The following is a 26,851-nucleotide window of genomic DNA, read 5'->3' as shown; positions in this document are numbered from 1 at the left end:
GACAAACCCTTGCAGACTGTTGTGGGCGAACAGCAGGCGCAGCGGCACTTGAATCTCGAGTTGCTGGCGGATGCGTGACACCACTTGCGTGGCCAGCAACGAATGACCGCCCAATTCGAAGAAGTTGTCGCTCAGGCCAACACGCTCGACTTTGAGGATCTCGGCCCAGATCGCCGCTACCGCCTGTTGCACCGGCGTCTCCGGTGCCACATAGGTTTTGCGCCATTGACTGGCATCGGGTTTGGGAAACTGTTTGCGATCGAGCTTGCCGTTCGGCGTCCGCGGGAACCGCGCCAGCAGCACCATGTGCGCCGGCACCATGTAATCCGGCAGATTGATCTTGAGGCGCGCATTGAGGCTGTCGCGCAAACGGCTTTGTGCGTCGGCATCCAGCGTGCTCAGATCAGCGCTTGGCACAACGTAGGCCACCAGCGCCTGACCACCCGGAGCATCCTGGGCCAGCACGGTGGCTTCGCGCACGGCGTCCTGTTCGAGCAGACGCGCTTCGATCTCGCCCAATTCAATGCGGAAGCCACGGATTTTCACTTGATGATCGATGCGGCCGAGGTATTCGATGATGCCGTCGGCACGCTGCCGTGCGAGGTCGCCTGTGCGGTACAGACGCTCGCCCATCGCGGCATAAGGGTGCGGCACAAACCGTTCGGCCGTCAGCGCCGGACGCTGGAAGTAACCGCGCGCCAGGCCTTCACCGCCGATCAGCAACTCGCCGGCCACGCCATAAGGCACCGGCAGCAAATCGGCACCGACGATGTACAGCGTGGTGTTGTCGATCGGCCCGCCCAGCCACGGTTGCGCATCTTGCGCGCGCAGCGGATGCAACGCCGACCAGATCGTGGTTTCGGTCGGCCCGTAGAGGTTCCACACTTCACCGCCGAGGGCGAGCATGCGCACCGCCAGTTCCTGAGGCAGTGCTTCGCCACCGCACAGGCACTTGCAACCGCGCAGTTGCGCGGCGTTTTCGTTGTCGAGCAGCATGCGCCAGGTCGACGGCGTTGCTTGCACCACGTTGACCTGCTCGGCAGCAATCAGCGCCAGCACCGCGTACGGATCCTGCGCGACTTCCTGCCCGGTCAGGACAATGCAGGCGCCAACCATCAGTGGCACATAGATTTCCAGGCCAAAAATATCGAAGGAGAACGTGGTCAACGACAGCGCGCGATCCTGCGCCACCATGCCCGGCGCCTTGGCCATGCTGGCGACGAAATTGGTCAACGCAGCGTGGCGAACCATCACCCCTTTCGGCTGGCCGGTCGAGCCGGAGGTATAGATCGCGTAGGCCAGATGTTCGCCGTGCAGACGTGTCGGCAGATCCTCGCCGGCAAAGCCGTCGAGCCAATCGCCCTGTTGATCCAGCACCAGCGTGGTGAGCGAGTCCGGCACGGGCAAGTGGCTGAGCAGCGAGCTCTGCGTCAACAGCAAATCGATGCCGCTGTCGTCGATCATGTACGCCAGACGATCCTGCGGGAACACCGGATCCAGCGGCAGGTAGGCGCCGCCCGCCTTGAGGATCGCCAGCAGGCCTACCAGCATGTGCGGACTGCGCTCGACCGAAATACCGACCAGCACATCCGGCGCCACACCAAGGGTCTGCAGCTTGCGCGCCAACTGGTTGGCCCGGGCATTGAGCTGCGCGTAGCTCAAGCGCTGGCCATCAATCACCAACGCCGGAGCATCGGGGGTGCGCGCCGCTTGCGCTTCAAACAGCTGATGAACGAAGCCTTTTTCAGGTGCCGGCGCGACGCTGCGGTTACCGTCGTTGAGCTGTGCTTGATACTCGGCGGCGCTCAGCAGCGGCAGTTCGCCGATGGACTGGCCAGGGTTGGTGACAATCCCGCGCAACAGGTTCTGCCAATGCCCGGCCATGCGCGCAACGGTGTCGGCGCCAAACAGGTCGGTGGCGTAGATCAGCGCCGCCGACAGGCCGTCGCTGTGCTCGACAGTTTCCAGGGTCAGATCAAACTGCGCGCTGTGGCTATCCCAACGCAAACCCTCGACTTTCAAACCGCCCACCGGCGCTGCAGTCGACAGGCCTTGGGTCTGGTGATTGAACATCACCTGGAACAGCGGACTGTGACTGAGGTTGCGCTCGGGTTGCAGCGCTTCGACCAATTGCTCGAACGGCAGATCCTGATGCGCCTGCGCGCCCAGCGCAGTCTGCTTGACCTGCTGCAGCAATGCGCTGAACGCGTCCTGACTGTCGACCTCGCTCTTGAGCACTTGGGTGTTGACGAAAAATCCGATCAGGCGCTCGGTTTCCACCCGATTACGGTTGGCCGTCGGCACACCGACGCGGATGTCGTTCTGACCGCTGTAGCGATGCAGCAAAGCCTGGAACGAGGCCAGCAGGATCATGAACAGACTGACCCCTTCGCGCTGCGCCATCTGCTTGAGGCCGCTGACCAACGCCGCGTCGATGTCCAGTTCCAGACGGGCACCGCGATAACTCATGACCGCCGGGCGGGCAAAATCGCTCGGCAATTCGAGCACCGGTTGCTGACCGCCGAGGCGCGCGATCCAATATTCGAGTTGACGCTCACGCTCGCCCGCCTCCATCCAGTGGCGCTGCCAGATCGCATAGTCGGCGTACTGGATCGGCAACTCGGGCAACACCGGCGCCTGCCCTTGAATGAACGCGGCGTAGCTTTTGACCAGTTCCTCGACCATCACCTGCATCGACCAGCCATCGGAGACGATGTGGTGCAAGGTCACGATCAGCACATGATCGTCGGGTGCCAGTTGCAGCAGACGTGTGCGCAGCAATGGCCCTTGTTGCAGGTCGAACAGTTGGCGGGTTTCTTCTTCGATCAAGTGGCGCAGTTGCGTGTCGTCCGGCCTCTGCGCCAGCACTTGCGCTTGCAGCTGCACTGGCGAAACCGCGTGGACTTGCTGCACAGCGTGCTCGCCGTTGAGCACGAAGGTGGTGCGCAGACTGTCGTGGCGCGCCACCAGCGCATGGAAACTTTTCTCCAGTGCAGCCACGTCCAGCGGCCCGCGCAAACGCAGGGCCGTGGGCATGTGGTACGCCGCGCTTTCGGGATCCAGCTGCCACAGGAACCATTGGCGTTCCTGGGCGAAAGACAACGACAAGGTGTCGAACTCGGCACTGACAGGCGGAATCGGCAGGTTCGCCGGGGAAACGTCCTCTTCGAGCATTTTCTGCAAGTACAGGCGACGTTTTTCCAGCGGCAGCGTTATGAAGCGCCTGGCAATACGTTGTGCGACAGCGGTGTCCATCAAACCTCCTCAAATTCATCAAGCAGCGCTTCAAGCTTGCTCAATTTCGACGTGCTCATTTGCTCGCCGGACTGCTCGAGTTGCGCGACAAACGCACCCAGCACCGGGAATTGGAATATCAGTTGGGGCGTCAGCTTCAGGCCCAGTTCGAGTTGCAGGCGCGAGACCACATTGACCACCAGCAGTGAGTGCCCGCCGAGTTCAAAGAAGTCGTCAGCCAGCCCGACCTGGTCGATTTTCAGTACGTCCTGCCAGATCACCGCGACCTTGCATTCCAGCTCGCTCTGCGGCGCCAGATAAACCGACTGATGCGCGCGAGTGTCCGGTGCTGGCAAGGCCTTGCGATCGAGTTTGCCGTTAGGCGTCAGCGGCAATTGGTCAAGGAAGATCAGGTGGGGCGGCACCATGAAATCCGGTACCTGCCGGGCCAATTGCGCTTTGAGTTGTTCGGCCAGAGGCGCCGCGTCGAGGCTGTTGTCGTGGCTGACCAGATACGCGACCAGGTTCGGCCCGCTCAGTTCTTCCCGCGCCAGCACTACCGCATCACGCACTTCAGGCAGCGCTTGCAAGCGCGCTTCGATTTCACCGAGTTCGATGCGCAGACCGCGAATCTTCACTTGATGGTCGATACGACCGATGTATTCGATCACGCCGTCTTCGGCATAACGCGCCAGGTCGCCGGTGCGGTACAGACGACCGCCAAAACCGGCGAACGGATCAGGAATAAAGCGTTCGGCAGTCAGTGCACCGCGCTGGTGATAACCACGGGCCAGAGAATCACCGGCGATGTACAACTCACCCGTCGCACCGATGGCGCAAGGTTGCAGCGCCGCGTCCAGCACGTAGGTGCGCACGTTGTTGATCGGGCGCCCGATCGGCATGATTCGCGCGTCGTCTGCGACCGTGCGCGGCACCGTGTGGCTGCTGGTGTCGATGGTCGCTTCGGTCGGGCCGTAGAGATTGCGCAACTCACCGTCGAACAGCGCCATCACTTCACGTGAAAGGTGCGCACTGAGCGCCTCGCCACCGCACAGCAACAGCCGCAACGAGGTCAGTTGTTCACGGCTCGCCAGCGGCAACAGCGCCTGCAACAGCGACGGCGCCATTTGCAGCACGCTGATGCGCAGTCGCGCGACGTCGGCCCACAGCGTGGTCAGGTCGAGATTGAATTGCGCCGAGGCCAGCACCAGTTGCGCGCCGTTCATCAGCGGCAGCCAGAATTCCCAGACCGACGCATCGAAGCTGATCGCGGTTTTTTGCAGGACGCGATCCGCAGGCGTCAGTTGCAGGCATTCCTGCATCCACTGCATGTGGTTGCTCAGGCCGCCATGGCGCAGCGTCACGCCCTTCGGCTGGCCGGTGGAGCCGGAGGTGTAGATCACGTAGGCGAGGTTGTGCTCATCGATCAGCACCTGCGGATCGCGCTCGCTGTAAGCATCCAGCCAATGCGCCGGCTGATCGAGCAACAGCGTGGTCACTGCGACATCGGCAAAACGTGGTTGCAGGCTGGTTTCAGTCAGCAGCAGGACAATGCCGCTGTCCTCGATCATGTAGGTCAGACGATCCTGCGGATACGCCGGATCCAGCGGCACATAGGCGCCGCCAGCCTTGAGAATCGCCAGCAAGCCGACCACCATTTGCACGCCACGCGACATCGCCAGACCGACCAATACGTCGGGGCCGACGCCGCGCGCGATCAAGGCATGGGCCAAACGGTTGGCCTGGGCATTGAGTTGCGCATAGGTCAGCGTGGTCTGCTCGGTCACCAGCGCCACGGCATCCGGCGTCAAGCGCGCCTGCGCTTCGATGCATTGCTGCACCTGATGGTGCTCGGCCGTTGCGACAGTCGTGGCGTTCCAGTCGCGCAACAACAGCGTGCGCGTGACATCGCCCAGCAAGTCGATCTCGCCAAGGCTGCGGCCGGCCGGCGTGCTCACCATCTGCGCGAGCACGTGTGCCACCTGCTCAGCCAGGCGCTCGACGGTGTGTGTAGGGAAAGCAGCGTGGGCATAAGTAAAGTGCAGACTCAGGGTGTCATTGTGATTAACGGCCAGGGTCAACGGGAAATTAGTCTGTTCCTGATTGTCCACGGTGCCGAAGCTCAGCCCTGACGGTGCCTGCGCTTGCAGCGCGTCCGACAACGGGTAGTTTTCGAACACCAGCAAGGTGTCGAACAAGCCCTCACCGCCCTGCCCGGCCCAGCGCTGGATCTCGAACAGCGGCGTGTGCTCGTGCTCGCGCAGGGCGACGTTTTGCGCCTGCACCTGTTGCAACAAGGCCGACACCGATTGCTCCGGCCGAGGGCTGGCGATGACCGGCAAGGTATTGATGAACAGGCCGATCTGCTGCTCGATGCCTTTGAGCTCGGTCGGCCGTCCGGACACGGTCGCACCGAAAGCCACGGTGGCATGCCCGGTGTAGTGCTGCAGCAGCATCAGCCAGGCGGCCTGGATGACGGTATTGAGGGTGACTTTCTGCGTACGCGCAAATTCGCTCAGGGCTTGGGTCTGCGCCTTGTCCAACCAGTGGTAGTGACTGGCGTGGTTGCTGGCGAACGCCGCTTTGTCAACACCGAAACGGGTTTCGGCGAGACGGGTCGGCGCCTCGAACGAATGCAGTTGCTCCAGCCAGAACGCTTCACTGACCTTGGTATCGCGCCCTTGCAGCCAACTGATGTAGTCGCGGTAGCGCCCGGCCTGACGCGGCAAGGTCTGGCCGTCATAACGCTGCAGCACTTCGCCGAGCAACTGCGAATTGCTCCAGCCATCCATCAGGATGTGGTGATGGGTGTAAATCAGGTGATAACGCTGCGCGCCGGTCTGCACCAGCACCAGACGCAACAACGGTGCGCAGGCCAGATCAAAGCCCTGCGCCAGCTCTGCCGAAGCCAGTTCAGCGAGTGCTGACGTGACATCGGCGCGAGCGCTCCAGTCCAGCGACGTGAATGGCACGCGCACCTGTTTGTGCACCACTTGCAGGGGGCGCTCGCTGCCCTGCCAGATAAAACTGCTGCGCAGAATATCGTGGGCATCGACGGCGGCCTGCCAGGCATTTTCGAAACGTCGTGGATCGAGGCCTTCGATGTCCAGGCACATCTGGTTGATGTAATGCCCGCTACCGTTTTCATAGAGGCTGTGGAACAACATGCCCTGCTGCATCGGCGCCAACGGATAGATGTCATCCACCGCACGCGCCGCCAGTGCCAGACCATCAAGCTGCGCCTGAGTGAAGTCGGCCAACGGGAAGTCCGACGGCGTCATGCCCTGATTGCTCGGTTCGCAGCAATGCGCGATCAGCAGCGCCAGTTCAGCGGCGTAGTCATCGGCCAACTGCTGGATCAGCGCCGGATCGAACTGCTGACGACTGAACGTCCAGCCCAGATTCAACGCACCGTCGAACACCTGACCATTGAGGGTCAGCCAGTTGCCGAGCGTGGTCAGCGGGCTCTGCTCGTCGCCGGCGCCTTCGCTGGCGGGGCTGAACAACGCGCCCTGCGCTTCATCGAAACTGCCGTCGAACTGGCCCAGGTAGTTAAAGGTGATGCGCGGTTGCGGCAGCGCCTGCAACGCCGCACGAGTGGCGTCGTCACCGAGAAAACGCAGCGCACCGAAACCGACGCCTTTATCGGGAATCGCGCGCAAGCCCTGCTTGATCGACTTGATCGAATCGGCGAGGTCAGCCGCCGGGGTCAGTTTCACCGGGAACATACTGGTGAACCAACCGACGGTGCGGGTCAGGTCGATGTTGGCGAACAACTCTTCGCGGCCATGGCCTTCCAACTCGATCAAGGTGCTGGCGTGCCCGCTCCAGCGGCAAATCACCCGCGCCAGCGCGGTCAGCAACAGGTCGTTGACCTGCGTGCGATACGCCGCCGGGGCTTCTTGCAGCAGTTGTCGGGTCAGTTGCTTGTCCAGTCGCGTATCGACGGTGACAGCCTGACTATTGAGCGCGCTGGCCTTTGGATCGAGGCACGGCAAGTCGCCCTGCACGTCGCTCAACTGCGCCTGCCAGTAGGCCAATTGTTCCTGCAGTTCGGCACTGCGGGCGTGAGCCTGCAACTGTTCGGCGAAGGCTTTAACCGAACTGGTCTTGGCCGGCAGTTGCACGGCCTGCCCGGCGTGCAGTTGGTTGTAAGCGGTTTGCAGATCGTCGAACAGAATCCGCCACGACACGCCGTCCACCGCCAGGTGATGGATCACCAACAATAGCCGTTGAGTACCATCGGCGAGGTTCGCCAACACCCCGCGCAGCAACGGCCCGGCTTGCAGATCCAGACTGCGCTGGGCCTGATTGGCCAGGGTTTCCAGCGCCGCTGCATCGGCGACTTCGCGCACCCACAGCAGGTTTTCCGACGCCGCTTGACGGTACTCGGCGCGCCAGCCTTCAGCGCTTTCGCTGAACGACAGACGCAAGGCATCGTGATGCTGCACCAGGGCCTGCAAGGCTTGTTCGACAAGTTCGGCTTGCAACGCGCTGGCCGGTTTCAGCAGTACCGACTGGTTGTAGTGGTGACGCTCGGGAATCGCCTCGGCGAAGAACGCTTGCTGGATCGGCAACAGCAGCGCGGCGCCCTGAACCGGGGCCTGATCGATTGCTTGCTGGTCAGTGCCGGTCTGCGCCACTGAAGCCAGCGCCTGTACGGTCTGATGCTGGAACAGATCTTTCGGCGAGAAACGAATGCCCGCCGCGCGTGCACGACTGACCACCTGAATGGAGATGATCGAGTCGCCGCCGAGTTCGAAGAAGTTATCGCTGAGGCCAACACGCTCAAGTTTCAGTACGTCCTGCCAGATCGCGGCAATCTGTTGTTCCAGCTCGCTTTGCGGCGCCACGTAATCCAGTTGCACCTGACTGGCGTCCGCTTGCGGCAGCGCTTTGCGGTCGAGCTTACCGTTGGCGGTCAGCGGCCATTGCTCAAGGAACAACAGGTGCGTCGGCACCATGTAATCCGGCAGATCGGCCTTGAGTTGTGCCTTCAGTTGCTCGCGCAAATCGGCTTCGTTATCGACGTTGTGCGCGGCAATCACGTAGCCGACCAGTTGCTGACCGCTCGGCCCGTCCTGCGCCAACACCACCGCTTCGCGCACGGCATCGAGGGCATTCAGGCGTGCTTCGATTTCGCCGAGCTCGATACGGAAACCACGGATTTTCACCTGATGGTCGATACGCCCGACGTACTCGATCACGCCGTCGCTGCGGTATTGCGCGAGGTCGCCGGTGCGGTACAGGCGCGCCCCGCTCTCGCCGAATGGATCGGGGATAAAGCGCAGTGCAGTGAGGTCGCCACGGTTCAGATAACCACGTGCCAGACCGGCGCGGCCGACGTACAGCTCACCGATGCAACCCTTGGCGACCGGATTCAGTTCGCCGTCGAGCACGTACCACGACAGGTCGGCGATTGGTTCGCCGATCGGGCTGTTAGCGTCCTGCTCAAGATCCGCCACCGACAATGGACGATACGTCACGTGCACGGTGGTTTCGGTGATGCCGTACATGTTGATCAGTTGCGGGGCAGCATCGCCGAAGCGCTCGAACCACGGACGCAGGGATTTCACGTCCAGCGCTTCGCCGCCAAACACCACGTAACGCAAGGCATTCGCCCGAGCATCAGCGCAAGCCACGTGCATCAATTGCTTGAACGCCGACGGCGTCTGGTTGAGCACGGTGATCCCGGCGTCGCACAGCAGCGCATGGAAGTCCTGCGGCGAACGGCTGACGTCGTAGGGCACCACAAGTAGTTCGCCGCCGTGCAGCAACGCACCGAAAATCTCCCACACCGAGAAGTCGAACGCGTAGGAATGGAACAGGCTCCAGACGTCCGTCGGGGCGAAACCGAACCACGGCTCGGTGGCTTCGAACAGACGCAAAATATTCTGGTGCGGCAGCAACGTGCCTTTGGGTTTGCCGGTCGAACCGGAGGTGTAAATCACGTAAGCGAGGTTCGACGACGCCATCGTCACCTGTGGATCGGTGTCGGCGAACGCGCTGACATCGCTGTCCAGCAGCAAGGTCTTCACGCCGCCCGGCACCGGCAGTTGACCGGCCAGCGCAGCCTGGCTCAGCAGCAGTTGAATGCCGCTGTCCTCGATCATGTAAGCCAGACGATCCTGCGGATAAGTCGGGTCGAGCGGCACATACGCGCCACCAGCCTTGAGGATCGCCAGCAGGCCGACGATCATTTCCAGACCTCGCTCGGCAGCCAGACCGACCAGCACGTCCGGGCCGACACCGAGGGCGATCAACTGATGAGCACGGCGGTTGGCCTGACGGTTGAGTTCGCCGTAGCTCAGGGTCTGCTCGTTGAAACGCACGGCGACCGCGTCAGGCCGCAGACGTGCCTGCTCGGCAATCAGTTGGTGCGCGCAGGCTTCGCTCGGGAAGCTGCGTGGATTCGGGTTCCACTCGGCGATGTTCTGTTGCTGTTCGCTGGCGTCCAGCAACGCCAGTTCGCCGATGCGTTGCTGCGGGTCGGCGACGATGCCGTGCAGCAGATTCAGCCAATGCCCGGCCATGCGCTGCACCGTGGCGGCGTCGAACAGGTCGGTGGCGTAGGTCAGCGCGGCGCTGAGTTGGCCGTCTGCCTCAAGAGTGTCGAGGGTCAGGTCGAACTGCGCGGTCTGGCTGTGCCAATCCTGCGCGTCGATGACCAGCCCCGGCAACGCCGGCAGGGCCTGACGCCCGGCACTCTGATGGTTGTACAACACCTGAAACAGCGGGCTGTGACTCAGGTTGCGTTCCGGACGCAGCGCCTCGACCAATTGTTCGAACGGCAGATCCTGATGCGCCTCGGCACCGATGGCGGCGTGTTTGACCTGCGCCAGCAGAGCACTGAAACGCTGCTGCGGATCGACCTCGGCCTTGAGTACTTGAGTGTTGACGAAGAAGCCGATCAGGCCTTCGGTCTCGACCCGGTTGCGGTTGGCAATCGGCACGCCAACGCGAATGTCCGACTGATTGCTGTAGCGATGCAAAAGGCTCTGGAACGAGGCTAGCAATAGCATGAACAGCGTGCTGCCCTCGCGCTGGGCCAGTTGCCGCAGTTGCTGGCTGAGCAGCGGCGGCAGGTCGATGGCCAGACGTGCGCCGGCAAAACTCTGCCGCGCCGGACGCGGACGATCAGTCGGCAGTTCCAGCAAAGGCTGCTCACCGCCGAGTACGCCAGTCCAGTAATCGAGCTGGCGCTCACGCTCGCCGGCCGCCATCAATTGGCGCTGCCAGACCGCATAATCGGCGTACTGAATCGGCAGCGCGGCCAACTCGACCGAGTGCCCCTGGCTATACGCGGCGTAGCGCTGAATCAATTCCTGCACCAGCAGTTGCATCGACCAGCCATCGGAAACGATGTGATGCTGGGTCAACACCAGCACATGTTCTTCGCGCGCCACTTGCACCAAACCGACGCGCAGCAGCGGGCCGTTTTGCAGGTCGAACGGCTGGCTGATCTGACGCTGCACATAGGCCTGAGTCTGCTCGGCAGCATTGTCCGAGGTGCAGTCAAGAATCTCCGGCAGCAGGATCGGCGCCTGTTCGGCATGAATCACCTGGAACGCTTGTTCATCGACCTGCACGAAGGTCGTGCGCAGGCTTTCGTGGCGCTGGATCAGCTCGGCAAAACTGCGTTGCAGCGCGTTCAGATCCAGCGCGCCGTGAATACGCAGCGCCGCCGGAATGTGATACGCCGCGCTCGCTGGCTCCATTTGCCAGAGGAACCATTGACGTTGCTGAGCGAACGACAATGGCAGTTGTACTTGATCACGTGGCGCCCGAGGGATGCTCGCAGGCTTGGCCACTTGAGTTTGTTCCAGCGCGGCGACGCAGGCTTTGAGGCTGGCGTTTTCGAACAACTGGCGCAGTTGCAGGTTGAGGCCGAGGGTCTGGCGAATGCGCGAAACCATTTGCGTGGCCAACAGCGAGTGGCCGCCGAGTTCGAAGAAGTTGTCGGTCAGGCCGACACGCTCAAGTTTCAGCACGTCCTGCCAGATCGCCGCGATCTGTTGCTCCAGCTCGCTTTGCGGCGCCACGTAATCCTGCTGAACTTGACTGGCGTCCGCTGGCGGCAGCGCTTTGCGGTCGAGCTTGCCGTTGGCGGTGAGCGGCCATTGCTCAAGGAACAGAAGGTGCGTCGGCACCATGTAATCCGGCAGATCGGCCTTGAGTTGTGCCTTCAGTTGCTCGCGTAAATCGGCTTCGTTGTCGACGCTGTGCGCGGCAATCACGTAGCCGACCAGTTGCTGTCCGCTCGGCCCGTCCTGCGCCAACACCACCGCTTCGCGCACGGCATCGAGGGCATTCAGGCGTGCTTCGATTTCGCCGAGCTCGATGCGGAAACCGCGGATTTTCACCTGATGGTCGATACGTCCGACGTACTCGATCACGCCGTCGCTGCGGTATTGCGCAAGGTCGCCGGTGCGGTACAGACGCGCCCCGCTCTCGCCGAATGGATCGGGGATAAAGCGCAGTGCGGTGAGGTCACCACGGTTCAGATAACCGCGCGCCAGACCGGCACGGCCGACGTACAGCTCACCGATGCAACCCTTGGCCACCGGGTTCAGTTCGCCGTCGAGCACGTACCACGACAAGTCAGGGATTGGTTCGCCAATCGGGCTGTTGGCGTCCTGCTCAAGATCCGCCACCGACAATGGACGATACGTCACGTGCACAGTGGTTTCGGTGATGCCGTACATGTTGATCAGTTGCGGGGCAGCATCGCCGAAGCGCTCGAACCACGGACGCAGGGATTTCACGTCCAGCGCTTCGCCGCCAAACACCACGTAACGCAAGGCATTCGCCCGAGCATCAGCGCAAGCCACGTGCATCAATTGCTTGAACGCCGACGGCGTCTGGTTGAGCACGGTGACCCCGGCGTCGCACAGCAGCGCATGGAAGTCCTGCGGCGAACGGCTGACATCGTACGGCACCACAAGTAGTTCGCCGCCGTGCAGCAACGCACCGAAAATCTCCCACACCGAGAAGTCGAATGCATAGGAATGGAACAGGCTCCAGACGTCTGTCGGGCCGAAACCGAACCACGGCTCGGTGGCTTCGAACAAACGCAAAATATTCTGGTGCGGCAGCAACGTGCCTTTGGGTTTACCGGTCGAACCGGAGGTGTAAATCACATAGGCAAGGTTCGACGACGCCATCATCACTTGCGGATCGGTGTCGGCGAACGCGCTGACATCGCTGTCCAGCAGCAACGTTTGCACGCCTTCTGGAACTGGCAATTGACCGGCCAGCGCAGCCTGGCTCAGCAGCAGTTGAATGCCGCTGTCCTCGATCATGTAAGCCAGACGATCCTGCGGATAAGTCGGGTCGAGCGTCACGTACGCGCCGCCAGCCTTGAGGATCGCCAGCAGGCCGACGATCATTTCCACACCACGCTCGGCAGCCAGACCGACCAGCACGTCCGGGCCGACACCGAGGGCGATCAACTGATGAGCACGGCGGTTGGCCTGACGATTGAGTTCGCCGTAGCTCAGGGTCTGCTCGTTGAAACGCACGGCGACCGCGTCAGGCCGCAGACGCGCCTGTTGTGCAATCAAGTGGTGCGCGCAGGCTTCAGTCGGGAAGCTCCGTGGATTCGGATTCCATTGGGCAATGTTCTGTTGCTGTTCGCTGGCGTCCAGCAACGGCAGTTCGCCGATACGTTGCTGCGGGTCTGCGACGATGCCGTGCAGCAGGTTCAGCCAATGCCCGGCCATGCGCTGCACGGTGGCAGCATCGAACAGGTCGGTGGCGTAACTCAGGGTGGCTGCCAGTGCGCCGTCAGCCTCATGTGTATCGAGGGTCAAATCAAACTGGGCGGTGTGCGAACTCCAGTCGAGGCTTTCGACTTGCAGCCCCGGCAGTTGCAACGCCTGCGCCGCCGCGCCGCCCTGATGGTTGAACATCACCTGGAACAGCGGGTTGTGGCTCGACTGTCGATCTGGTGCGAGGGCATGCACCAGTTGCTCGAACGGCAGATCCTGATGCGCTTGCGCGCCCAACGACGCCTGTTTGACCTGGGCCAGCAATGCCTTGAAGGGCATGCTGCCCTGCACCTGAGCGTCCAGCACCTGGGTGTTGACGAAGAAGCCGATCAGGCCTTCGGTTTCGACCCGATTACGGTTGGCCACCGGCACGCCGACGCGGATATCCGCCAGACCGCTGTAGCGATGCAGCAAGGCCTGGAACGACGCCAGCAAGACCATGAACAACGTCATGCCTTCACGCTGGGCCAACTGTTTCAGACGTTCGCTCAGCTCGCTGCCAATGCTCAGATCCAGACGCGCGCCGCGATGACTTTGCACCGCCGGACGCGGACGATCCGTCGGCAATGGCAGAACTTCGCCGCCATCGCCCAGACGTTCGGTCCAGTACGCCAGTTGCCGCTCCAGCTCACCGGCCTCCATCCACTTGCGCTGCCAGATCGCGTAATCGGCGTATTGGATCGGCAAAGCCGCGAGGTTGGCTGGCTGGCCACTGCTGTGCGCGGCGTAGAGTTTGACCAGATCATCGACCATGATCTGCGCCGAAGCACCATCGCAAATAATGTGATGTTGGGTCAGCACCAGCACATGATCATCCGGCGCGATTTGCAGCAGCTTGACCCGCAGCAACGGGCCTTGTTGCAGGTCGAACAGCGTGGCGATTTCAGCGTCGATCAACGCCTTGAGGCCTGCATCGTCGGGCGGCGTGTCCAGCACCTGCGGAGTCAGCGGCAGACTAAGTCGCGGCTGGACTACCTGAATCGGGCCGTCCGCGCCATCGACAAACACCGTACGCAGCACTTCATGGCGTTCGAGCAAGGCATCGAAACTGCGCTGCAATGCCGACAGATCAAGAGCACCGCGCAAACGCAACGCCGTCGGCACGTGGTAAGCGGCGCTGTGCGGGTCGAGTTGCCAGAGGAACCACTGACGCTCCTGCGCGAACGACAAGCCAATCGTTTCAAACTCATCGCGCACCGGGGGAATTCCCAACGCCGCAAAGCTCATGTTCTTGCTCTGCATTTTTTGCAGAAACGCTTGCCGTTGGGCGAGCGGCAAACGGATGAATCGCTGAACCAGAGACAGGTTATCGAGCTGAGTCATTTTCAAAGGGTCTCCAGGTCTGCCAGGAAATCATGCATCTCACTCAGGTCTTCGCTGGAGTGAGGTGTCAGGTGAACAGCCAGTTGTTCGGCGTACTCGCGCAGCGATGCGGTGCGGAACAGCAGGTCCAGCGGCACCGCCGCCCCTTGCTCCAGTTGCAGGCGCGCGGTGGCCTGAGTCGCCAACAGTGAATGTCCACCCAGTTCAAAGAAGTTGTCGTCGCGCCCTACCCGGTCGAGTTTGAGCACGTCTTGCCAGATGGCGGCCACGCTGTGTTCCAGCGCCCCATCCGGCGCCACGTAGGTGCGCAGCAATTGGTTGGCGTCCGGCAGCGGCAACGCCTTGCGGTCGAGCTTGCCGTTGGGGGTCAGCGGGAAACGTTCCAGCAGCATCCAGTGCGCCGGCATCATGTAGTCGGGCAGTAACGGTGCCAGTGCCGATTTCAACGCGTCGCGCAGGGCTGCGAGCTCGGCGTCCTCTGGCTTCGCCGCAATCAGGTAGGCCACCAGTTGCAAGCCACCCGGCCCTTCCTGTGCCACCACCGCAGCTTCGCGAATCGACGGCTGGGCCAACAGGCAGGCTTCGATTTCACCCAGCTCGATGCGGAAGCCCCGAATTTTCACCTGATGGTCAACGCGCCCGAGGTACTCGATCACCCCGTCAGCGCGATAACGCGCCAGGTCACCGGTGCGGTACAGCCGCGCACCGGTGCCGAACGGATCGGGCAGGAAGCGCTCGGCGGTCAGCGCCGGCCGCTCGTGATAACCCCGCGCAAGACCATCGCCACCGATCAGCAATTCACCGATCACACCGGCCGGGTTTGGCGCAAAGTGTTCGCCGAGAATGTGCAGCGTGGTGTTGGCAATCGGCCCACCAAGGTAAGGCTGGCGCTGCTCGGCCGTCAGTTGATAAGCCGCTGACCAGATCGTCGTTTCCGTCGGCCCGTAAAGGTTCCAGACTTGGCCGGCGACCTTCAGCAGACGTGCGGCCAGATCCTCGGCCAGCGCTTCACCGCCACACAGGCATTTACGCCCCGCGAGCCGCGCAGCCTGTGGATGATCAAGCAACATCCGCCAGGTCGACGGCGTCGCCTGAACCACGCTGACCTGCTGTTGATCGATGATCTGCAGCAGCGCCTGCGGGTCGTGCGCACTCTGCTTGTCCACCAGCACCACGCAAGCCCCGCTGAACAGCGCGCCGTACAACTCGAGCCCGAAAATATCGAAGGAGAACGTGGTCAGCGACAGCACGCGGTCAGTCGCCACAAGCCCCGGCTCACGGGCCATGCTCGCGACAAAATTGACCAGTGCCGCGTGGCGCACCATCACGCCCTTCGGCTTGCCGGTCGACCCCGAGGTGTAGATCGCATAGCTGAGGTTATCGCCGTCGACCGCCACCTGCGGATTAGCCGCCTGTGCAGCGCTGATCGGTTCTTCGAGGGAGCCCGGCACCAGCGTCTGCACACCGGCCGGAATTGGCAGCACTTGCAGCAACGACGCTTGAGTCAGCAACAACTGCAAACCGCTGTCTTCGATCATGTGCGCCAAACGCTCGCTCGGGTATTGCGGATCCAGCGGCACGTAAGCGCCACCGGCCTTGAGGATCGCCAGCAAGCCGACAATCATCTCCACGCCGCGCTCCAAAGCGATGCCGACCAGACGATCCGGGCCAACCCCTTGGGCAATCAGGCGATGGGCCAGACGGTTGGCCTGCGCATTCAGCTCGGCGTAAGTCAGACATTGCTCACCGAACACCAGCGCTGTCGCGTCAGGCGTCTGGCTGGCGCGCGTTTCGATCAATCGGTGGATGCAGCGCGACTCGGGCCAAGGCGCTGCGCTGGCATTCCACGTCAACAGTTGCTGATTGGTTTCGGCGGCGTCGAGCAGATTCAATTCACCCAGTGCACGCTCGCTGCCGTCGATCATTTGCAGCATCAAGCGTTGCAGGTGCAGGCCCATCTGCTCGACCGAAGCAGGAGCAAACTGTGCGCACTGATAGCTGAATTGCACCGCCAGCTCGGCAGCGAGATTGACCGACAGCGTCAGCGGATAGTTGGTTTGCTCCAGGTTATCCACGGCACCGAAACGCAGGCCTTGCGGCGAGCTCTGTTCCAGCGCCTCGGAAATCGGGTAGTTCTCGAACACCAGAATAGTGTCGAACAGCGCCTCACCGCCCAATCCCGCCCAGCGCTGAATGTCGAACAACGCAGTGTGTTCGAACTCACGCAATGCAAGGTTCTGCGCCTGCACGCCGTGCAACCAGTCGCCGAGACGCTGCTCCGGACGCGGGCTGGCGATGACCGGCAAGGTGTTGATGAACAGCCCGATCTGCTGTTCTACACCGAGCAGATCCGCCGGACGCCCCGACACCGTCGCGCCGAACGCCACGCAGGATTTGCCGCAGTAACGTTGCAACAGCAGCAGCCAGGCCGCTTGCACCAGCGTGTTGACCGTCACTTTTGCATCGCGGGCAAAGTCGCTCAAACGCTGAGTCTGTTCCGAATCCAGCTGCACCCGATGCTGCGCATAAGCGTGAGGCTCGACGTTTTGCGTCGGCGCCGCAAACACCTGCGCCAGACGCACCGGCTCATCCAGTTCACGCAATTGCTCGAGCCAGAAGGCTTGCGCGGCACCGGCGTCCTGACGCTGCAACCAACCAATGTAATCGCGATAACGCCCACTCGGCCGCGCCACCGTTTCACCGCTGTAATGCTGTAACACTTCACCGAGCAACTGCGCGCTGCTCCAGCCGTCCATCAGGATGTGATGGTTGGTGTAAATCAAGTGATGACGATCGGCAGCAATGCGCACCAAGACCAGGCGCATCAACGGCGCAGCGCTCAAATCCAGGCCTTGTGCGCGCTCGTCATCGGCAAGGGTTTGCAGTGCCGCGTCCAGATCAGTCTGAGCGCTCCAGTCGAGCACGCGGAATGGCACCTCCAGATGGCGCTGCACAACTTGAACGGGTTGATCCAGATCGCCCTGCCAGAAGAACCCGGTGCGCAGAATGTCGTGCGCATCGACCACCGCTTGCCACGCCGCGCGGAAACGCTGCGGATCAACGCCGTCGACGTCCAGACGCATCTGGTTGATGTAATCGCCACCGCCCTGTTCGAGCAAGGTGTGGAACAGCATGCCCTGCTGCATCGGCGACAGCGGGTAGATGTCATCGACGGACTGCGCTTGTTGCACCAACACGTCGAGTTGCGCCTGCGTCAGCGTCGCCAGCGGGAAGTCCGAAGGGGTCACGCCACGGTTGGCGCTGTCGCAGCAATGCGCGATCAGTGCGGTGAGCTCTTGCAGGTAATCGTCGGCCAGACGCTGGATCGTCGCCGGGTTGAACATCTCGCTGCTGAACGTCCAGCTCAGATCCAGCTCACCGCCGAAGACTTTGCCGTCCAGCGCCAACGGGCTGCCCAGCGGGCCGGCCATGTTGACTTCTTCGCCGCCGGATTCGCTGGTCGGCACGAACAAGGCGTCGTCGCCGGCATCGAAGCTGCCGTCGAACTGGCCGAGGTAGTTGAAGGTCAGGCGCGGTTTCGGCAAGGCTTGCAGCGCTTGCTGTGCAGCGGCGTCGCCAAGGTGCGCGAGGGCACCGAAACCGATGCCTTTGTTGGGGATCGCGCGCAGTTGCTCCTTGATCTGCTTCAGCGAAGCGCCGAGGTCGGCGACCGGCGCCAATCGCGCCGGGAACACGCTGGTGAACCAGCCAACGGTGCGGGTCAGATCGACGTTGTCGAACAGGTCTTCGCGACCATGCCCTTCCAGTTGCACCAGCACACTGTCGTCACCCGTCCAGCGCACCATCACTCGCGCCAGCGCGGTCAGCAGCAGGTCGTTGACTTGCGTGCGGTAGGCCGCCGGGGCTTCCTGCAACAGCTGACGGGTCAGGGTTTTGTTCAGTTGCGTGCGGATCGATTGCGCCTGATTGTGTTGCTGACCGGCGTGCGGGTTGTCGCAAGGCAACTCAGTCGAGGCGCCTTGCAGTTGTTGCTGCCAGAAACCCAGTTCGGCCTGCAGCGGCGCACTCGCGGCGTAGTCTTGCAGCGCCTCGGCCCAGGCTTTGACCGCACTGGTTTTGGCCGGCAGTTGCACAGTCGCACCCGCCAGAATCTGCCGATAAGCGCTCTGCAGATCTTCGAACAGAATCCGCCACGACACGCCGTCGACCACCAAGTGGTGAACCACCAATAACAAGCGTTGAGTGCCATCGGCGAGGTTTGCCAGCACCGCGCGGATCAGCGAACCGTCACTCAGTTGCAGGCTGCGCTGAGCCTGATTGCCCAGCGCTTCGAGCGCCGCGACATCGGCGACCTCGACTTGCCACAGCACGGTTTCGCCCGCTTGCGTCGCGACATCGCGGTACTGCGCCGACCAGCCTTGCGCCTGTTCGGCAAAGTCCAGACGCAGACTGTCGTGATGCGCGACCAGTGCGTCCAGTGCTTGTTCGAGCACTTGCGCGTCGAGTGCCTGGGTCGGTTTGAGCATCACCGATTGGTTCCAGTGATGACGATCAGGAATCGGCTGGGCGAAGAACCATTGATGAATCGGCAGCAGCGCCGTTGCACCGGTCACCGGTTGTTGATCGATCAGTTGCAGCGGCTCGCCGGTTTGCACCACGGCGGCCAGCGCCTGAATGGTCTGATGCTGGAACAGATCCTTCGGGGTAAAGCGCAAACCGGCCTGACGGGCACGGCTGACCACTTGAATCGAGATGATCGAATCGCCGCCCAGCTCGAAGAAGTTATCGCTGAGGCCGACGCGTTCCAGCTTCAACACGTCCTGCCAGATCGTCGCCAGTTGCTGCTCCAGCGCGCTTTGCGGCGCGACATAGACTTGCTGCAATTGGCTGACATCCGGCTTCGGCAGGTTCTTGCGATCGAGTTTGCCGTTCGGGGTCAGCGGCATGCGCTCCAGACGCAAAACGTAGGCTGGAACCATGTGCGCCGGCAGCGTTGCTTTGAGCTGCTCACGCAGTTGCTCGGCAAAATCTTCGCGCGGCGAATCGCTGACCACGTAGGCGACCAGGCGTTTGCTGCCGGCGCTTTCCTGCGCCACAACCACCGCTTCGCGCACGCCATCAAGGGCTTGCAGACTGGCTTCGATCTCGCCGAGTTCGATGCGGAAACCACGGATTTTCACCTGATTGTCGATACGTTCCAGGTAGTCGAACGTGCCGTCAGCGCGCTGGCGCACCAGGTCGCCGGTGCGATACAGCACGCCGCCGTTGCGGCTGAACGGGTCAGCGACAAAACGCTCGGCGGTCATCGCCGGGCGGTTCAGGTAACCCCGCGCCACACCGCTGCCGCCCAGATACAACTCACCGGCCATGCCTTGCGGCAACAGATTCAGATCGGCGTCCAGCACATAGGCGCTGCGATCACCGATGCGGCTGCCGATTGGCGCGTACGCGGCGCCACACGGCTCGTCGCGAGCGGCCTTCCAGATCAGCGGCGTGACCACGGTTTCGGTCGGGCCGTAACCGTTGATGATGTACTCGGGATTCAGCGCCCGCTTGACCCGTTCGAAACTGGCATTCGGCACCGCATCGCCACCGAAGCAGTAGATACGCACCTTGGGCGGATTGCCGACGCGTTCGGCGTGCTCGGCCAGTTGTTGCAAGTACACCGGCGGGAACGCGACCACGGTCACGCCGTGCTCGATCATCGCGTTGTAGGTCTGCTCCGGCGTCCACAAGCTGTCGTCGCGAATCAGCAACGAGCCGCCATGGGTCAGGCTGGTCAGCCAGCGCTCGTGGGCGCCGTCGAAGGCGAACGACATGAAATGGAATTCGCAATCGCTGTCGCGCATTTCGTAGCGCTCACCGATGGCCAGACAGTGCATGGCCAGCGGGCCGTGGCTGACGCTGACGCCTTTCGGGTTGCCGGTGGAACCCGAGGTGTAAATCACATACGCAAGGTTGTGCGGATCCAGCGCCACGATCGGTGCCTGCGCCGGGTGCGCGCTGAGGTCGAGGTGATCGAGTTCCAGCACGGTCAGGGTGTCAGCGATCGGCAATTGCGCCGCCACCCGCGAATCGGTCAGCAACAGCGCCAGACCGGAATCCTCCATCAGATACGCCAGCCGCTCGCGCGGGTAACTGGTGTCCAGCGGCACATAGGCACCACCGGCCTTGAGCACCGCCAGCAGCGCGACAATCAAACCTTCGCTGCGCGGCAGCGCGACACCGACACGCACCTCGGCGCCAACGCCACGCGCCACCAGTTCATGGGCGAGACGGTTGGCGCGAGCATCGATGTCGCCGTAGCTGAAGTGTTGGCCGTCGAAAATCACTGCGGTGCGATCCGGCTGTTGCGCCGCCAATCGGGCGTAGCGTTGATGCACAGCGAGATCGACCGGGTACGCCTGCGGTTGGTTTTCGAGGATCTGCCGGGTGTGTTCCTCAGCCGCTGCCAAGGCGATTTCACCGAGACGACGCTCGGCGGATTCGGCGAATTGCTCAAGCAGATGCAGCAGTTGCGCGCTGAGACGCTCGACAGTCGCGACACTGAAATGCGCCTGATCAAAACTCATGTGCAACGCGAGGGTTTCACCCAGCGTCACGCCCAACGTCAGCGGGTAGTGCGTCTGATCCTGGTTGGCCACTTCGCCGAACACCACGCCTTGCGCGGTGCCGTGTTGCAGCGCCTCGGAAATCGGGAAGTTTTCGAACACCAGCAGCGTGTCGAACAACGACTCGCCGCCCTGCCCGGCCCAACGCTGAATGTTCGCCAGCGGCGTGTGTTCGAACTCGCGCAGGCTGAGGTTCTGCGCCTGCACCGCCGCCAGCCATGCGGCTACGCTTTGATCCGGACGCGAACCGGCGATCACCGGCAAGGTGTTGATGAACAAACCGACTTGCTGCTCGATGCCAACCAGTTCCGCCGGACGTCCGGCAACTGTAGTGCCGAACGCCACGCAAGCGCTGCCGGTGTAACGCTGCAACAGCAGCAACCACGCGGCTTGCACCAAGGTGTTGGCGGTGACTTTCTGCTGCCGGGCAAACTCGTTCAGGCGTTGCGTACGCGCTGCGTCGAGTGAGTAATGCTTGAGCGCATGCCCGCGCTCGGCACGCACCTCACCGCCGCCCGCCGCCGCTTGCGCCAGCACGGTTGGCTCATGGAAGTCGGCCAGTTGTGCCAGCCAGAACGCTTCGCTGACGGCGCCGTCCTGACGTTGCAGCCACTGGATGTAATCGGCGTAACGGCTCAGCGGACGCGGCGGTTGCTGGCCGGCATAACGCTGCAGCACTTCGCCGAGCATCTGCGCGCTGCTCCAGCCGTCCATGAGGATGTGGTGGTTGGTGAAGATCAAGTGATGACGCTGATCGGCGATTTGAATCAGCGTTACGCGCAGCAGGCCGGCCGCGGTCAAATCGAAGCCCTGCGCCAGATCGGCAGCCGTGAAATCCTTCAGTGCCTGCGCGATGTCAGGGCGTGCGCGCCAGTCGAGCAAGGTGTACGGCAACTCGAGGCGGCGATGGATGATCTGCAGTTGCTCCTGCAATTCACCCTGCCAGATAAAACCGCTGCGCAGGATGTCGTGGGCGTCCATGGTCGCTTGCCACGCCGCACGAAAACGCTCGGGGTCGAGGCCGTCGACATCGACGCAGAGCTGGTTGATGTAAGTGCCGGTGCCCTGTTCGTACAAGGTGTGGAACAGCATGCCCTGCTGCATCGGCGACAGTGGATAGATGTCTTCGATGCCGGCGGCTGGCACTGCGATCGCATCCAGTTGCGCCTGAGCGATGTGCGCCAGCGGGAAATCCGACGGCGTGATGCCCATGCTTTCCGGCAGGCAGCAATGGCTGATCAACGCTTGCAGTTCAGCAGTGTATTCGTCGGCCAGACGGGCGATGGTCGCCTCGTTGAACTGCTCGCGGCTGAACGTCCAGCGCAGGTCGAGTTCACCGTCGTACACCTGGCCTTCGATGCCCAGCCAGTTGTCCAGCGGCGCATCGAGACTTTGCTCCAGCCCGGCGCGCTCACCGGCCGGACTGAACAGTGCGCCCTCCTCGGCATCGAAACTGCCGTCGAACTGGCCGAGGTAGTTGAAGGTGATGCGCGGCAGCGGCAGCGTTTTGAGCGAGGCTTGCGCCGCGTCGTCGCCGAGGTAACGCAGCACGCCAAAACCGATGCCCTTGTTGGGGATCGCGCGCAGTTGTTCCTTGATCTGCTTGATCGCGTCCGCCAGCGAATCCGCTGGGGTCAGGCGCACCGGGAACAGGCTGGTGAACCAGCCGACGGTGCGGGTCAGGTCGACGTCGTCGAACAGGTCTTCGCGACCGTGACCTTCCAGTTGAATCAGCGTGTCGGCGTGACCGCTCCAGCGGCAGATCACCCGCGCCAGCGCCGTCAGCAACAGGTCGTTGACCTGCGTGCGATAAGCCGCCGGCGCCTGTTGCAGCAGTTGCTGGGTGAAAGTTTTGTCGAGGCGACTGTGCAGCACCTGAGCGTGGCGACTTTGCAAGCTGCCCTGCGGGTTGTCGCACGGCAGATCCAGCGCCGCGCCGTCGAGTTGTTGCTGCCAGAAACGCAGCTCGCCCTGCACCGCGTCAGTCGCGGCATAGGCTTGCAGATGCTCGCCCCAAGCCTTGTACGAACTGGTTTTGGCCGGCAGTTTGATGCTCGTGCCTTGCACTGCTTGCTGATAAGCCTGTTGCAAATCTTCGAGCAAAATCCGCCACGAAACACCGTCCACCGCCAAGTGATGCACGGCCAGCAATAGACGCTGACTGCCATCGGCGACGGTCGCCAGTACCGCGCGCAACAGCGGGCCGTTTTGCAGGTTCAGGCTTTGCTGGGCCTTGGCGTACAGCCCGTGCAGATCATCAGCGTCGACACGGTCAGCCGTCCACAACAGCTCAGGATCCGTCGCGACCGGCGCCACTTCTGCACGCCAACCCTCAGCGCTTTCGACGAAGCGCAACCGCAAAGCATCGTGCTGCACCAGTAAGGCATTCAGCGCTTGCAACAGCGCCTCGGCATTCAGAAGTTGATGACTGCGCAGCAGCACTGCCTGGTTCCAGTGGTGACGCTGAGGAATGTCGTCGGCGAAGAACGTCTGCTGGATCGGCAGCAGCGGCAACTCACCGCTGACCGGGCCTTGATCGATGCTTACAGCGACGTTGCCTTGCTGGGCGACGCTGGCCAGACCTTGCACGGTCTGATGCTGGAACAGGTCGCGCGGGCTGAAATGAATCCCGGCCTGAAGCGAACGACTGACCACTTGAATCGAGATGATCGAGTCACCGCCCAGCTCGAAGAAGTTGTCGGTCAGACCGACCTGTTCGAGCTTGAGCACGTCCTGCCAGATGGCTGCGATTTTCTGTTCCAGCTCACTGCGCGGCGCGACAAACGCTTGCTGCATCTGGTTGGCGTCCGGCGCCGGCAGTGCTTTACGATCGAGTTTGCCGTTGGGGCTCAGCGGCAATGCACCGAGGAACAACAGCTGCGTCGGCACCATGTAATCCGGCAGGCTGTCTTTTAGCTGCGCCTTGATCGTTTCGCGCGCGGCGCCTTGGGCCTCAGTTGAAGCGGCAACCACAGCGGTGTCTTTCGGCACCACGTACGCTACCAGTTGCAGGCTGCTGCCACCCTGCACTGCCAGCACCACGGCTTCTTTGACGGCATCGAGTTCTAACAGGCGCGCTTCGACTTCGCCCAGTTCGATACGGAAGCCACGGATTTTTACTTGATGGTCAACGCGGCCAACGTATTCGATCTGGCCATTGGCGTTGAAACGCGCAAGGTCGCCGGTGCGGTAAAGACGTGCGCCGTTAGTGGAAAACGGATCGGGGATAAAACGTTCAGCGGTCAAATCCGCGCGCTGGAAGTAACCCCGCGCCAGCAACTCACCGCCAATCAGCAGTTCACCAACCACGCCAATCGGCGTCGGCTGAGCGTCGGCATCCAGCAGATAGGCATGACGTCCCGGCAATGGCTGACCTATCGGCATGGTCAGCGGCAACGGCTGACGACCGAACACGTAATCGCTGCAATCCAGCGTGGTCGCCGTGACCGTCGCTTCGGTCGGGCCGTAGGTGTTGAGCAACTTGACGTGCTCCAGCCCTGCCAGGCGCCAGGCCTGCACACCTTCCGGCGGCATTGCTTCACCACCGCTGTGAACCTGACGCAGCGCGGCGTAATCACGCGGGCCGGCGGCGGCGAATTCCTTGGCAATCATGTTCCAGTAAGCGGTGGTCAAGTCCATGACCGTGATGCCGTGCGCGACGATATTTCGATACAGGGTTTCGCTGTCCCAGACTTCGTTGCCGCGCAGCACCACCGAGGCGCCGCAGGTCAGCGGGCCAAACAGTTGCTCGCCGAAGGCATCGAAATTGAACGTGGCGAATTGCAGCGCGCAATCGGCGGCGCTCAAGGCGTAGTAATGCTGCGAAGCGAAGGCGTGTTTGCTCAGTGCACCGTGGCTGATGCCGACGCCTTTAGGGCGGCCGGTGGAGCCCGACGTGAACATCACATAGGCGAGGTTATCCGCCCACACCGCGCGTTGCGGATTGCTGTCGTCGGTAAATTCCCACGCTTCGGCTTGATCGAGGCACAGGCTGCGCACGTTGTGCGGCACCGGCAGACGTTCGAGTAAATGGCTTTGCGTCAGCAGCAAACGACTGCCGCTGTCTTCGATCATGCACAGCAAGCGGTCGCGCGGGTATTGCGGATCCAGCGGCACATACGCGCCGCCAGCCTTGAGCACGGCGAGAATGGCGACAATCAGCTCCAGCCCGCGATCAAGCGCAACACCGACCAGCACTTCCGTGCCGACGCCCTGCGCCAGCAATGTGCGAGCCAGACGATTGGCGCGGGCGTTGAGCTGCGCATAAGTGAGTTGTTTACCCCCGAAAATCAGCGCGATGGCATCAGGTGTTTGCGCGGCCTGCGCTTCGAACAGCTCATGCACCGGGCGCTCGCTCGGCCAGGTCGTGTCGTGACGCCCCCAGTCCTGAGTCAGTTGCTCAAGCTCCTGCGCTTGCAGCAAACCGATCTCGCCAACCCGCTGTTGTGGATCGCTGACGATGCTGTGCAGCAGATGCGTCCAGTGCCGCGCCATGCGTTCGATGGTTGCGCCGTCGAACAGGTCGCTGGCGTAGGTGAACGCAGCGTGCAACTGGCCGCCCTTTTCGTAGGTGTCCAGGCTCAGGTCGAACTGGGTGCTGCGACTTTCCCATTCGATCACGCCGAGTTCCAGACCGCTGCCGACCTTGAGGGTGGTGACGTCAGCGACTTCCGGCTGGTGGTTGTACATCACCTGGAACAGCGGGTTGTAACTCAGGCTGCGTTCCAGTTTCAGTGCCTCGACCAGCCGTTCGAACGGCAGATCCTGATGCGCCTGAGCACCGAGCGCGGTTTCCTTGAGCGCGCTGAGCAGATCCGCGAATGGTGTCTGGCCATCCAGTTGCACGCGCAGAACCTGAGTGTTGACGAAGAATCCGATCAGGCCTTCGATCTCGCGGCGATTGCGATTGGCGATGGGCACACCGACGCGCAGGTCGGTCTGCCCGGTGTAACGGTGCAGCAGAATATTGAAGGTGCCGAGCAACAGCATGAACAGCGTGACGCCATGCTGCCGGGCGACGCCGCGCAATTGCTCGACCAGCGCCGCCTCCACTACGTGCTCGTGGCGACGGCCGCGATTGCTCGGCAGAACCGGACGCGGACGGTCGAGCGGCAGCTCCAGCACCGGATGCTCGTCGCCCATTTGCGCCAGCCAGTAATCGAGTTGACGCTGCTGCTCTCCCGCCTCCAGCCAACGCCGCTGCCACAGCGCGTAATCGCTGTACTGCACCGGCATCGGCGCCAGCTCGGCCACGTGCCCCTGATCGTGGGCATCGTAAAAGCGACAGAATTCGTCGATCAACACGTTCATCGACCAGCCGTCGGAAACGATGTGGTGCAGGGTCAGCAGAAGCACGTGTTCCTGCTCGGCCAGATGCAACAGACGCACGCGCAGCAGTGGGCCGTTGGCGAGATCGAACGGCAGCAGCGATTGCTCTTCGGCTGCTGCAGCTACGCGTAATTCACGTTCGGCAGCGGGTAAATCGCTGAGGTCGACGCGCTGGATCTCCAGCGGTTTTTGCAGCGGCACTTGCAGCAGGCTGTCATCGGGCTGCTGCTGGAACACCGTGCGCAAGGTTTCATGGCGCTCGATCAGGCTGGCGAACGCTTGCTCCAGCGCCGGCTGATTAAGTCGCCCGCTCAGGCGCACCGCCGCCGGCAGGTTGTACGCGCTGCTCTGCGGATCCAGATGCCAGAGAAACCACATGCGTTGCTGGGCATAAGACAGCGCCTGCCGATCCTCGGCCTCGACCCCGGCCGGAATCGGAAACCGCGAAAAATCCACCCCTTCCCTCTGCAAGGCAGCGAGGAACATCTGGCGCTTTTCCAGGGGCAACCCGATAAACCGGCGAGCGAGTTTCAGGGAGTCTTCTGCATTCATTTCTTGGCATCCGGATCAGTAGGCAGGCAGCACAAAGGCACGTCGTCCCTATAAAACGAATGCAGACCGGAA

Annotated in this window: 1 protein-coding gene and 1 pseudogene; both read right to left on the bottom strand. The window is 62.3% G+C overall.

All coding sequences use genetic code 11. The annotated features are described in order from the left end of the window. Nucleotides 1-6: 6 nt before the first annotated feature. Nucleotides 7-14,327, bottom strand: a pseudogene (locus ACIOMO_RS16630) (non-ribosomal peptide synthase/polyketide synthase); the annotation flags it as partial. Between the two features lie 2 nt (nt 14,328-14,329). Beyond that, complete coding sequence (locus tag ACIOMO_RS16625) at nt 14,330-26,779, bottom strand: non-ribosomal peptide synthase/polyketide synthase (RefSeq protein WP_401242138.1); 12,450 nt, start codon at nt 26,777-26,779, stop codon at nt 14,330-14,332. Nucleotides 26,780-26,851: the final 72 nt, after the last annotated feature.

Source organism: Pseudomonas sp. NPDC087804 (assembly GCF_044742965.1).
Taxonomy (GTDB): Bacteria; Pseudomonadota; Gammaproteobacteria; order Pseudomonadales; family Pseudomonadaceae; genus Aquipseudomonas; species Aquipseudomonas rustica.
This window is presented reverse-complemented; position numbering and strand designations above follow the sequence as displayed.

What these genes read in the sequence shown, in the direction of transcription:
- ACIOMO_RS16625 (WP_401242138.1), bottom strand. Translation starts at nt 26,779, where the DNA reads ATGAATGCAGAAGACTCCCTGAAACTCGCTCGCCGGTTTATCGGGTTG.